Source organism: Micromonospora sp. NBC_01392, assembly GCF_045040125.1.
In the GTDB taxonomy this organism is placed as follows: Bacteria; Actinomycetota; Actinomycetes; order Mycobacteriales; family Micromonosporaceae; genus Micromonospora.
The window spans coordinates 3699976-3714082 of sequence record NZ_CP109549.1; the positions used below are offsets into that span (position 1 = coordinate 3699976).

The 14107-nt window shown below is 76.8% G+C and carries 1 protein-coding gene; it reads left to right on the forward strand.

Annotated elements, in window-relative coordinates; translation table 11 throughout:
• Positions 1 to 36: 36 nt before the first annotated feature.
• A complete protein-coding gene (locus OG767_RS16120) occupies positions 37 to 14103 on the forward strand; it encodes a type I polyketide synthase (protein ID WP_405089291.1) in 14067 nt (4688 codons plus the stop codon).
• Positions 14104 to 14107: the final 4 nt, after the last annotated feature.

Genomic DNA, 14107 nt, shown 5'->3' on the forward strand with positions numbered 1-14107 from the left:
GACGACATCGGTACGCCGAGTGAGGGTAGGACCACGGTGAACAGCGAGGACGAGAAGTACGTCGAGTACCTGAAGCGTACGACCTCGGAGCTGCGGCGCACCCGGCGGCGGCTGCGGGCGTTGGAGGCCCGCGACACCGAGCCGGTCGCGGTGGTGGCGATGACCTGCCGCTACCCGGGCGGCGTCGGCTCGCCCGAGCAGCTCTGGGAGCTGGTCCGCGACGGCCGCGACGGGATCGGCCCGTTCCCCGCCGACCGGGGCTGGGACCTCGACCGGCTGTTCCACAGCGACCCGGACCACCCGGGCACCAGCTACGTGCGGGAGGGCGGCTTCGTCTACGACGCCGGGGACTTCGACGCCGACCTGTTCGGCATCAGCCCTCGCGAGGCGGTCGCCATGGACCCGCAGCAGCGGCTGCTGCTGGAGGCGAGCTGGGAGGCGTTCGAACGCGCCGGGCTGCCGCTGCCGGCGGTGCGGGGCAGCCGCACCGGCGTGTTCGTCGGCGCCGCCGCGCACGGCTACGACGCGATCCTCGCCCAGGCCGGGCAGGACGCCGAGGGCCACTCGCTCACCGGCAACTCGACGAGCATCGTCTCCGGCCGGATCGCGTACACGCTCGGCCTGGAAGGGCCGGCGGTCACCATCGACACCGCCTGCTCCTCGTCGTCGGTGGCGATCCACCTGGCCGTGCAGGCGCTGCGCAACGGCGACTGCGAACTGGCGCTGGCCGGCGGCGTCACCGTGATGCCCACCCCGGCGGTGTTCGTCGGCTTCAGCCGCCAGCGCGGCCTGGCCGCCGACGGCCGGTGCAAGCCGTTCGCTGCCGCCGCCGACGGCACCGGCTGGTCCGAGGGCGTCGGCATGCTGCTGCTGGCCCGGCTCTCCGACGCGCAGAAGCACGGCTACCCGGTGCTCGCGGTGATCCGGGGCAGCGCGGTCAACCAGGACGGCGCATCGAACGGGCTGAGCGCCCCGCACGGCCCGTCCCAGGTGCGGGTGATCCGGCAGGCGCTGGCCAACGCCCGGCTCACCCCCGAGCAGGTCGACGTGGTGGAGGCGCACGGCACCGGCACCACGCTCGGTGACCCGATCGAGGCGCAGGCGCTGCTCGCCACGTACGGGCAGGAGCGGGAGACGCCGCTGCTGCTCGGCTCCGTGAAGTCGAACCTGGGCCACACCCAGGCCGCCGCCGGGGTGGCCGGCGTGATCAAGATGGTGCTGGCCGTCCGGCACGGCGTCGTCCCGCCCACGCTGCACGTCGACGCGCCCTCGCCGCACATCGACTGGACCGCCGGCGCGGTCACGCTCGCCACCGAGGCGACGCCCTGGCCGGCCACCGACCGGCCGCGCCGCGCCGCGGTGTCCTCGTTCGGCGTGTCCGGCACCAACGCGCACACCATCATCGAGCAGGCGCCCGAGCCGGAACCGGCCGAGGACGAGCCGATCCCGACCCCGACCGCCCGGCCGGTGGTGCCGGTGCTGCTCTCCGCCCGGTCCGCCGACGCGCTCGCCGCCCAGGCCGGCCGCTGGGCGGCCTGGCTCGCCGCCGCACCCGACACGCGCCCGCTCGACGTCGCGTACGCCTCGGTGGTGTCCCGGTCCGTGCTCGACCACCGGGCGGTGGTCGCCGCCGCCGGCCCGGACGACCTGCTCGCCGCGTTGCGCGCGCTCGCCGCCGGCGAGCCGGCCGGCACCGTGCACACCGGAACCGGCACGCCCCGGGGCCAGCTCGCGGTGCTCTTCTCCGGGCAGGGCGCGCAGCGCGCCGGCATGGGCCGCGAGCTGTACGCGCAGTTCCCGGTGTTCGCCGCCGCGCTCGACGAGGTGTGCTCCTACCTGGACCGGGCGCTGCCCCGGCCGCTGAAGGAGGTGCTGTTCGACGACGGCGACCTGCTGGACCAGACCCAGTTCACCCAGGCCGGCCTGTTCGCGGTCGAGGTGGCGCTGTTCCGCCTCGTCGAGTCGTTCGGCCTGACGCCCGACCTGGTCGGCGGCCACTCCATCGGCGAGGTCACCGCCGCGCACGTGGCCGGCGTGCTGACGCTGGAGCACGCCGCCGCGCTGGTCGCCGCACGCGGCCGGCTCATGCAGGCGCTGCCGGCCGGCGGCGCGATGCTCGCCGTGGCCGCGCCCGAGGCCGACGTCCGCGCCACGCTGACCGACCCGGACGAGCCGGTCGACGTCGCCGCCGTCAACGGCCCGGCCGCCGTGGTGCTCTCCGGCACGGCGGACGCCGTGGACCGGCTGGCGGGGCTCTGGCGGGACCGGGGCGTCCGCACCCGCCGGCTGACCGTCAGCCACGCGTTCCACAGCCCGCTGATGGAGCCGGTGCTGGCGCGCTTCCGGGCGGTGCTGGAGCGGCTGACGTTCGCCGCGCCGACGCTGCCGGTGGTGTCCAACGTGACAGGCGAGCTGGCCGACCCGGACGAGATCCGCACCGCCGACTACTGGGTGCGGCACGTCCGGGAGGCGGTCCGCCACGCCGACGGCGTGCACGCGCTGCGCGCCGCCGGCGCCGACACGTTCCTGGAACTCGGCCCCCGCGCCGTGCTCACCCCGCTGACCGCCGACATCCTGCCCGGCGAGCCGGTCCGCGCCGTCGCCGCGCAACGCGGCGACCGTCCCGAGGTCGAGGCGCTGCTGGCCGCGCTGGCCGAGCTGCACGTGCACGGCCACCCAATCACCTGGACCGACTGGTTCGCCGGCACCGGCGCCCACCGGGTCGACCTGCCCACGTACGCGTTCCAGCGGGAGCGCTACTGGGCCGGTGACGGCACGGTCCGGCCGGACACCCGCCCGGACAGCGCGGACGGTGACTTCTGGGCCGCCGTGGAACGCGGCGACCTGCCGGCCGTGGCGTCCGAACTGGCCGTCCAGGACGACCCGGACGCGGTGGCCGCGCTCGGCCCGGCCGTGCCGGTGCTGTCGTCGTGGCGGCGCGCCCGGCAGCGCGACGCGGTGCTCGACGGCTGGTCGTACCGGGTCGAGTGGGAGGCGGTCCGTCCCGCGCCCGCCCCGACGCTGACCGGCCGCTGGCTGGTCGTCGCCGTCGACGACCCGGCGCCCTGGGCGGCGCCGCTCGCGGTGGCCGGCGCCGACGTCGACGTGCTCACCGTGCCCGCCGACACCGACCGTGGTGACCTGGCCGACCTGCTGCGCGGCCACGACGAGGCGGGCTGGCGGGGCGTGCTCTGCGTGCTGCCCGGCCCGGACGCGCCGCGACCCGACGCGCCCGCCGTGCCGGCCGGGACCGCGCTGCTGCTCACGCTGGTGCAGGCGCTCGCCGACACCGGCCGGGCCGGCCGGCTCTGGTGCGTCACCCGGGGCGCGGTCTCGGTGGGCGGCGGCGAACCGCTCACCGACCCGTACGCGGCGGCGGCCTGGGGCCTCGGCCGGACGGTCGCGCTGGAACAACCCGACCGCTGGGGCGGCCTCGTCGACCTGCCCGCCGACGCCACGCCGGAGCGGGTCGACGCCGACGCGCTGCGCGCGGTGCTCGCCGACGGCGGTCACGACGAGGTGGCCGTCCGGCCGCACGGCACGTTCGGCCGCCGGCTCGTCCCCGCCACCGTCCCCGCCGGCCCCGGCTGGCGGCCGACCGGCACGGTGCTGGTCACCGGCGGCACCGGCGCGCTCGGTCGGCAGGTCACGCGGTGGCTGCTCGCCGCCGGCGCGACCGAGGTGGTGCTCGCCTCCCGGCGCGGCCCCGACGCGCCCGGCGCCGCCGACCTGGCCGCCGAGCTGCCCGGCGCCCGGGTGGTGCGCTGCGACGTCACCGACCCCGCCGCCGTCACCGCGCTGGTCACCGACCTGCCCGCGCTGACCGCAGTGGTGCACGCCGCCGGCGTCGTCGACGACGGCATCCTCGACGGCCTCGACCTGACCCGCCTGGCGGCCGTGCTGGACGGCAAGGTCCGCGCCGCCCGGGTGCTGCACGACGCCACCGCCGACCGCCGGCTCGACGCGTTCGTGTTGTTCTCCTCGCTGGCCGGCGTGATCGGCAGCGCCGGGCAGGGCAACTACGCGGCGGCCAACGCCTTCCTGGACGCGTTCGCCGCCTGGCGCCGCGACCTCGGGCTGCCGGCCACCGCGATCGCCTGGGGCGCCTGGTCCGCCGACGGCATGGCCGCCGCCAGCGCCGAGCTGACCGCGCGGCTGACCCGGGGCGGCGTCAACCCGCTGCCGGCCGAGCCGGCCGCCGCCGCGCTGGGCCGGATCGTCGGCGCCGCCGCGCCGGCCGTCACCGTCGCCGACGTCGACTGGGGACGCCTCGCCGCCGTACGCGGCCGGCCCGCGCCGCTGCTCGCCGGCCTGCCCGGCGTGCCCACCGGACCCGCCGTGGTCGCCCCGGCGGTGGTGGTCGGCCGGTCCCTGCCGCAGCTCACCGAACTGGTCCGCACCCAGGCCGCGCTGGTGCTCGGCCACCCGGCCGGCCGGCCGCTGCCCGACCGCACGTTCCGCGACCTGGGCTTCGACTCGCTCACCGCGGTCGAGCTGCGCAACCGGCTCGCCGCCGAGACCGGCATGACGCTGCCCGCCACGCTGGTCTTCGACCACCCCACGGTCGCCGAACTCGCCGCCCACCTGCACGGCCGGGCCGACGACCACACCGGCGGCGCGGTCGTCGCCGCCGACGTCGACAGGCACCGTGAACCCGTCGCCATCGTGGCGATGAGCTGCCGCTTCCCCGGCGGCGTGGCCAGCCCCGAGCAGCTCTGGGACCTGGTCGCCGGCGGCACCGACGCGCTCTCGCCGATGCCCGAGGAACGCGGCTGGAACGTCGCCGAGCTGTACCACCCCGACCCCGAGCACCTCGGCACCAGCTACGTGCGGGAGGGCGGCTTCGTCGACTCCGCAGGCGAGTTCGACCCGGCGTTCTTCGGCATCAGCCCCCGTGAGGCGCTGGCCATGGACCCGCAGCAGCGGTTGCTGCTGGAGGCGAGCTGGGAGGCGTTCGAACGGGCCCGGCTCGACCCGGCCGCGCTACGCGGCAGCCGCACCGGCGTCTACGTCGGCACCAACGGGCAGGACTACGGCTCGCTGCTGCTGGCCTCCGGGGACGGCGACGAGAACTACCTCGCCACCGGCGTCTCCGCCAGCGTCATCTCCGGCCGGCTCGCGTACACCTTCGGGTTGCACGGCCCGGCCGTCACTGTCGACACCGCCTGCTCGGCGTCGCTTGTGGCGCTGCACCTCGCCGCGCAGGCGTTGCAGGCGGGGGAGTGCGACCTCGCGCTCGCCGGCGGCGCCACGGTGATGGCCACGCCCGGCATCTTCGTCGGCTTCTCCCGGCAGCGCGGCCTGGCCGCCGACGGGCGCTGCAAGCCGTTCGCCGGCGCCGCCGACGGCACCGGCTGGGGTGAGGGCGTCGGCCTGCTGGTGCTCCAGCGGCTCTCCGACGCCCGCCGCGACGGCAACCCGGTCCTCGCCGTGGTACGCGGCAGCGCGGTCAACTCCGACGGCGCGTCCAACGGGCTCACCGCCCCCAACGGGCCGGCCCAGCAGCGGGTCATCCGGCAGGCCCTGGCGAACGCCGGGCTCGCCCCCGACCAGGTCGACGCCGTCGAGGCGCACGGCACCGGCACCACGCTCGGCGACCCGATCGAGGCGCAGGCGCTGATCGCCACCTACGGGCAGGCCCGCGACGCCGACCGGCCGCTCTGGCTCGGCTCGGTCAAGTCGAACCTGGGCCACACCCAGGCCGCCGCCGGTGTGGCCGGCGTGATCAAGATGGTGCTGGCGCTGCGCCACGGCGTGCTGCCGCCCACCCTGCACGTCGACGAGCCCACCCCGCACGTCGACTGGTCCGCCGGCACGGTCGCGCTGCTCACCGAGGCCCGCCCCTGGCCGGACGGCGACCGGCCCCGCCGGGCCGGCGTCTCCTCGTTCGGCATCAGCGGCACCAACGTGCACACCATCCTGGAGCAGGCGCCGCCGGAGGAGACCGCGTCGGACGACGACGCCGGACCGGCCGGGGAGCCGCCCTGGACGCTGTCCGGGCGGAGCGCCGCCGCGCTCGCCGCCCGCGCCCGCGACCTGCGGGCGCACCTCGACGCCGTGCCGGACGCCGCGCTGCCCGACCTGGCCTGGTCGCTGGCCACCACCCGCAGCGCCCACGAACACCGCGCGGTGGTGCTCGCCGCCGGCCGCGACGACCTGACCGCCGCGCTGGGCGCGCTCGCCGAGGGCCGTCCCGCGCCGGACACCGTCACCCGCGCCCCGGGTACGCCGGGCGACGTGGTCTTCGTCTTCCCCGGTCAGGGTTCGCAGTGGACCGGCATGGCCGCCGAGCTGCTCGACACCGCCCCGGTGTTCGCCGAGACGTTCGCCGCCTGCGCGGCGGCGCTGCGCCCGCACGTCGACTGGTCGTTGACCGACGTGGTGCGCGGCGTGCCCGGCGCGCCGTCGCTGGAGCGGGTGGACGTGGTGCAGCCGGCGCTGTTCGCGGTCGGCGTGTCCCTGGCCGCGCTGTGGCGCTCCTACGGCGTCCACCCGTCGGCCGTGGTCGGCCACTCCCAGGGCGAGATCGCCGCCGCGTACGTCGCGGGTGGGCTCAGCCTGGAGGACGCCGCCGCCGTGGTGGCGCTGCGCAGCCGGATCATCGCCGGCATCGCCGGTGACGGCGGCATGGTCTCGGTCGCCACCACCGCCGACGAGGTGACCGCGACGATCAGCCGCTGGGACGGCCGGGTCTCGCTCGCCGCGATCAACGGCCCGACCGCGGTGGTGGTCGCCGGCGACTCCGCCGCGCTCGACGAGCTGGTCGCCCACTACCAGGGGCGGGACGTGCGGGTGCGCCGGGTGCCGGTGGACTACGCCTCCCACTCGGCGCACGTCGAACCGCTGCGCGAGCGGCTGCGCGAGCTGCTCGCCGGTCTGCGCCCGCGTACCGGCGAGATCCGGTTCCGGTCCACCGTGACCGGCGAGTGGACCGACACCGCCGGCCTGGACGCCGACTACTGGTACCGCAACCTGCGGCAGACGGTCGGCTTCGACGCCGCCGTCCGCGACCTCGCCGCCACCGGCCACCAGACGTTCGTCGAGGTCAGCGCGCACCCGGTGCTGACCATGGCGATGCAGGAGAGTGTCGAGTCGGCCGCCGCCGACCCGGCCGCGGTCACCGTGACCGGCACGCTGCGCCGCGACGAGGGCGGCCTGGCCCGCTTCCACCGCGCGGTCGCCGAGGTGTACGCCGGTGGCGCCGCCGTCGACTGGCGGCCCGCGTTCGCCGGCCGCCCCACCCGCCGGCTCGACCTGCCCACGTACCCGTTCCAGCGGCAGCTCTACTGGCCGCGCCCGGCCGCCGCCGCGACGGCCGAGACCACGGCCGGCACGGTCGAGGTGGACGAGGTCGACGCCCGGTTCTGGGCGGCCGTCGAGGCCGAGGACCCGGCCGCGGTCGGCGCCGAGCTGGCCGACGTCGCCGAGGTGTCCGAGGACGCCCTCACCGCGCTGCTGCCCGCGCTCGCCGCCTGGCGTCGCCGCCACCGCGACCAGGCCACCATCGACTCGTGGCGCTACCGCGACGGGTGGCTTCCGGTCGCCCCCGATGGTCCCGCCGCGCCGACCCTCACCGGCGCCTGGTGGCTGGTCACCGCCGCCAGGGCCGACGCGGATGCCCCCGCCGACGCGGCGGTCGGCTTCGTGGCGGACGCGTTGCGTCGGCACGGCGCCGCCGTCGTCGAGATCGCGCTGACCGGCGCGCCCGACCGGGACGCGCTCACCGACCGACTGCGCGACACGCACCGGGACACGCCGCCCGCCGGCGTGGTGTCGCTCCTGCCGCTCGACGAGACGCCGCTGCCCGGCCACCCGCACGTGCCGGCCGGGTTTGCCGGCACCGTCACGCTCACCCAGGCGCTCGGCGACGCGGGCGTCCGCGCGCCGCTGTGGACGCTCACCCGGGGCGCGGTCGCCACCGGCCCCGGCGACCCACTGACCCACCCGACGCAGCAGCTCGCCTGGGGCTTCGGCCGGATCGCCGCGCTGGAACACCCGGACCGCTGGGGCGGCCTGATCGACCTGCCCGACAGCCCGGACGACCGCACCGCCGTCCGGCTCGCCCGCGTCCTCGCCGGCGTCGACGGGGAGGACCAGGTCGCGCTGCGCCCCACCGGCGCGTACGGGCGGCGGCTGCGGCGGGCCCCGCTCGGCGACACCCCCGCCCCGCGCGACTGGCGACCCACCGGCACCGCGCTGGTCACCGGCGGCACCGGCGCGCTCGGCGGGCACGTGGCCCGCTGGCTCGCCGCCAACGGCGTCGACCACCTGGTGCTGCTGAGCCGGCGCGGCCGGTCCGGCGACGGCGTCGCCGAGCTGGAGGCCGAGCTGACCGCGTCGGGCGCCCGGGTCACGGTGGCGGCCTGCGACGCCGCCGACCGGGACGCGCTCGCCGCCGTGCTGGCCGACGTGCCCGCCGAGCATCCCCTCCGCGCCGTCGTGCACACCGCCGCCGTGCTCGACGACGCGGTGATCGGCGCGCTCACCCTCGACCAGCTCGACCACGCGCTCGCCGCCAAGGTCACCGCCGCGGTCAACCTGCACGAGCTGACCCGCGACCTCGACCTCGACGCGTTCGTGCTGTTCTCCGCGATGGCCGGCACGGTCGGCAGCTCCGGCGTCGGCAACTACGCCCCCGGCAACGCCTACCTCAACGCGCTCGCCGAACACCGCCGCGACCTCGGCCTGCCGGCCACCTCCATCGCCTGGGGCGCCTGGGGCGGCGGCGGCATGGCCGACGGCGAGTTCGGCCGGATGCTGCACCGGCACGGCGCGCCCGAGATGTCGCCCCGGCTCGCGATCTCCGCGCTGCACCAGGCGCTCGCCCACGACGAGACGTTCCTGACCATCTCCAACATCGCCTGGGACCGGTTCCGGGTCGCGCTCACCGCCACCCGCCCGGCCCCGCTGATCGCCGAGATCCCCGAGGTGCGGCGGCTCGCCGCCGAACGGGAACCGGAGGAGACCACCGAGGTCGAGCCGGTCGGCGCGTTCGCCCGGATGGCGTCCGCGCAGCGCCGGCAGGCGCTGCTCGACCTGGTCCGTGACCAGGCGGCCACGGTCCTGAAGTACGACGGCGGTCAGGCCGTCGACCCGCACCACGCGTTCCGGGACCTCGGCTTCGACTCGGTCACCGCGGTCGAGCTGCGCAACCGGCTCGGCACCGCCACCGGGCTGCGCCTGCCGGTCACGCTGGTCTTCGACTACCCGACCGCCACCGTGCTGGCCCGCCACCTCGACGAGGAGCTGGGCGGCGGCGCCGAGACCGAGGCGGTCGCCGGCCCCGCGCCGCTGGCCGACGACGAGCCGATCGCGGTCGTCGCCATGTCCTGCCGGTTCCCGGGCGGCGTCACCGACCCGGAGCGGTTCTGGCAGTTGCTGCACGCCGGCCGGGACGCCGTCTCGGACCTGCCCGGCGACCGAGGCTGGGACATCGACCGGCTCTACGACCCCGACCCCTACTCCGCCGGCACCTCCTACGTCCGCACCGGCGCGTTCCTCTACGACGTGGCCGACTTCGACGCCGGCTTCTTCGGCATCTCACCGCGTGAGGCCGTGGCCATGGACCCGCAGCAGCGCCTGCTGCTGGAGACGTCGTGGGAGGCCATCGAGCGGGCAGGGGTTGACCCGGGTGGCTTGCGGGGTTCACGAACAGGGGTGTTCGTCGGCACGAACGGACAGGACTATGGGGCCCTGTTGATGGTGTCCGCGGACGAGGTCGAAGGGTTCGCGAGCACCGGGAACGCGGCGAGCGTGGTCTCGGGGCGGGTGGCGTACGTGTTGGGGTTGGAAGGACCTGCGGTCTCGGTGGACACGGCGTGTTCGTCGTCGCTGGTCGCGCTGCACCTGGCGGCGGCCGCGCTGCAACGCGGCGAGTGCGACCTGGCGCTCGCCGGTGGCGTGACCGTCATGTCGACCCCGGGGCTGTTCGTCGAGTTCTCCCGCCAGCGCGGCCTGGCCGCCGACGGGCGGTGCAAGGCGTTCGCCGCCGCCGCCGACGGAACCGGATGGGGGGAGGGCGTGGGGATGCTCCTGGTCGAACGGCTCTCCGACGCCCGCCGCAACGGGCATCCGGTGCTCGCCGTGCTGCGCGGCAGCGCGGTCAACCAGGACGGCGCGTCCAACGGGCTGACCGCCCCGAACGGCCCGTCGCAGCAGCGGGTGATCCGGGCGGCGCTGGCCGCCGCGCGGCTGTCCCCGGCCGACGTGGACGTGGTGGAGGCGCACGGCACCGGCACCACGCTGGGTGACCCGATCGAGGCGCAGGCGCTCATCGCCACGTACGGGCAGGGCCGCGCCGACGTCGAACCGCTGCTGCTCGGCTCGGTGAAGTCGAACATCGGCCACACCCAGGCCGCCGCCGGTGTCGCCGGCGTGATCAAGATGATCCTGGCCATGCGGGCCGGGGTGGTCCCGATGACGTTGCACGTGGACGCGCCCTCGCCGCACATCGACTGGTCGGCCGGCGCGGTGGAGCTGGTCACCGAGAACCGGCCCTGGCCGGGCAGCGGGTCCGGTCGTCGGGCGGCGGTGTCCTCGTTCGGCATCTCCGGCACCAACGCGCACGTCATCCTCGAGCTGCCCGACGAGGCGTCGACCGAGGCGACCGCCGTCCGGCCCGGCCTGCTGGACGCCGCCGTCACCGCCTGGCCGGTGTCGGCGCGGACCCGCGACGGGCTCGCCCGGCAGGCCCAGCGGCTGTCCCGGCACCTGCGCGCCGACCCGGCCGACCCCGCCGTGGTGGCCTGGTCGCTGGCCACCACCCGGTCGGCGTTCGACCAGCGGGCCGTGGTGCTCGGCTCGTCGGTCGAGGAGCTGCTGTCCGGTCTGGACGCGCTGGCGTCCGGCGCGCCCGCCGGCAACCTGGTGGCCGGCGCGGTCGCCGGTCACGGTGCCGGTCCGGTGTTCGTGTTCCCGGGTCAGGGCGCGCAGTCGGCGCGGATGGCTTCCGGTCTGGTCGGTCGGTGCGCGCCGTTCGACGCGGCGTTGGCCGAGTGTCAGGTGGCCCTCTCTCCGTACCTCGACGTCGATCTGGTGTCGGTGCTGACCGGTGACGACGAGTCGTGGTTGGACCGGGTCGAGGTGGTGCAGCCGGTGCTGTGGGCGGTGGGTATCGCCCTGGCCGCGGTGTGGCGGCACGTCGGGGTCATGCCGCAGGCGGTGGTCGGTCACTCCCAGGGCGAGATCGGCGCGGCGTGCGTCGCCGGGATCCTGTCCCTGGATGACGCGGCGAAGACGGTGGCGTTGCGGTCCCGGGCGCTGTCCGCGCTGCGGGGCACCGGCACGATGGCGTCGGTCGACCTGTCCGCCGACGAGGTGACGGCCCGGCTGGGTGGCTTCGACGGTGTCGGGGTGGCGGCGGTCAACGGCCCGGCGACGGTGGTGGTGTCGGGTCCGCCGCAGGCGGTCGCGGATCTGGTCGAGTCGTGTCAGGCCGACGGCATCCGGGCCCGGTTGATCCCGGTCGACTACGCGTCGCATTCGGCGGCCGTGGAGGAGGTCGCGCAGCAGCTCCGCACCGACCTGGCCGGCGTGACGCCGCAGGCCGGTCACACGCGTCTGGTGTCCACGTTGACCGGGGAGTGGGTGGACCCGGCGACGATGACGGCCGACTACTGGTACGACAACCTGCGCCGCACGGTCCGGTTCGACTCGGCGGTGCGCGCCGCCGTCGAGGCCGGTCACACCACGTTCGTGGAGATCAGTCCGCATCCGGTGCTGACCATGCCGGTGACCGCGATCCTGGACGACCTCGGCACCGCCGGGCACACGTTGTCCACGCTGCGTCGGGGCGAGGACGACCCGACCCGGCTGTTGACCAACCTGGCCACCGCGCACAGCGTCGGCCTGCCCGTCGACCTGACCAGCGTGCTCGCCGGCACCGACACCGTCGCGCTGCCCACCTACGCGTTCGACCGCGCCCGCTACTGGCCCCGCGCCAGCCTCGACGCGCCCGCCGCCGGGGAGAGCCCGACCGGCGCCGACGCCGCCTTCTGGGCCGCCGTCGACAACGAGGACCTCGCGGCGCTCGCCGACCTCACCGCCGCCGACGCCGCCGAATCCCTCGACCGCCTCGGCGCGGCCCTGCCGCTGCTCGCCGACTGGCGCCGCCGGCAACGCGACCGGTCCACGCTCGACGACCTGCGCTACCGCGCCGCCTGGCAGCCGTACGGCGGAATTCCGGTCGGCTACCTCACCGGCGTCTGGTGGGTCGTCGCCGACGAGGCCGGCACCACCGAGGCGGAGACGGCGGTGGCCGAACTGACCCGGCGCGGCGCGGACGCCCGGCTGGTGCTGCTGCCCGCCGACGACACCGACCGCGCCGCCGTCGCCGCCCGGCTCACCGCCGCCGGCCCCGACCCGGCCGACCGGGTGCTCTCCCTGCTCGCGCTCGCCGACGGCCCGGTCGACGCCACCGAGCCGGTGCCGCCGTTCCTGGCCCGCTCGCTGGCGCTGATCCAGGCGCTCGGGGACCTCGACGTGGCCGCGCCGCTGTGGTGCGTCACCCGGGGCGCCGCCGGCACCACCCGCGACGGCGGCGCCGGCCGGCCCGAACAGGCCCTGCTCTGGGGTCTCGGCCGGGTCGTCGCGCTGGAACACCCGGAACGCTGGGGCGGCCTGGTCGACGTGCCGGCCACGCTCGACGACCACGGCTGGGACCTGCTCTGCGCCGCGCTCACCGGCCCCGACGGGGAGGACCAGCTCGCCGTCGACGGCGTCACGCTGCTGGTCCGCCGGCTCGTCCGGGCGCCCGGCGGCGGCGTCGACCCCGCACCCGACCACGCCGGCACCACGCTGGTCACCGGCGGCACCGGCGCGCTCGGCGGGCAGGTGGCCCGCTGGCTCGCCGACCGGGGCGCGACGCACCTGATGCTGGTCAGCCGACGCGGCGCCGACGCGCCCGGCGCCGCCGACCTGGTCCGGGACCTCACCGACCGGGGCGCCCGGGTCACGGTCGCCGCCTGCGACGTCGCCGACCGGGCCGCGCTCGCCAAGCTCCTCGACGAGGTACCCGCCGACGCGCCGCTGACCGGCGTCGTGCACACCGCCGGCATCCTCGACGACGGGGTCCTCGACGGTCTCACCGCCGACCGGATCGCCGACGTGCTGCGACCCAAGGTGCTCGGCGCGCTGCACCTGCACGAGCTGACCGCCGAGAAGGACCTGCGCGCCTTCGTGCTCTTCTCCGCGCTGCCCGGCCAGCTCGGCGCCGCCGGGCAGGGCAGCTACGCCGCCGCGAACGCCTACCTCGACGCGTTGGCCGAGCAGCGGCACCGGCGGGGCCTGCCGGCCACCTCCGTCGCCTGGGGACCCTGGGCCACCGGCGGCATGGCCGACGCCGACCCCGCCGTGGCCGAACGCCGGCGGCGCAGCGGCGTCGCCCGGCTCGACAGCGACCTCGCGCTCGCCGCGCTCGCCGGCTGCCTCGCCCGCCGCGAACCGGTCACCGTGGTCGCCGGCATCGACTGGGCCCGGTACGTGCCCGGCTTCACCGCGGTCCGGCCCAGCCCGCTGCTCACCGGCATCCCGGAGGCGCTCCGCGCCACCGCCGAGCGCGCCGACGACGCCGGCCCCACCGCCGAGTCGCTCGCCGCCCTGCTCGCCGGGCAGAGCGAGGCGGAACGCCGCAAGACGCTGCTCGACCTCGTGCGGGGCCAGGCGGCGGCGGTGCTCGGACACGCCTCGGATGCCGCCGTCGAACCCGACCGGGCGTTCCGGGACCTCGGCTTCGACTCGCTGACCGCGGTGGAGCTGCGCAATCGGCTCACCGCCGCCACCGGCGTCCGGCTGCCCGCCACGGTGGTGTTCGACTACCCGACCGCCGCGTTGCTCGCCGACTACGTCCGCGCCGCCGTCGTGGACGGGGGAGTGGCCGCCGCCGCGCCGGTCTTCGGCGAACTGGAGCGGCTGGAGGCGGCGCTGTCCGGCGCCGCCCCCGACCGGGGCGCGCGGCTGCGGATCACCGAACGGCTCCGGACGCTGCTGGCCTCGCTCAACGAGGTGGACGCCCCGGCGGACGGCGACGGCGTCGCCGGCAAGCTCCAGGACGCCACCCCGGACGAGGTCTTCGACTTCATCGACCGCGAGCTGGGGGTGTCCTGACGTG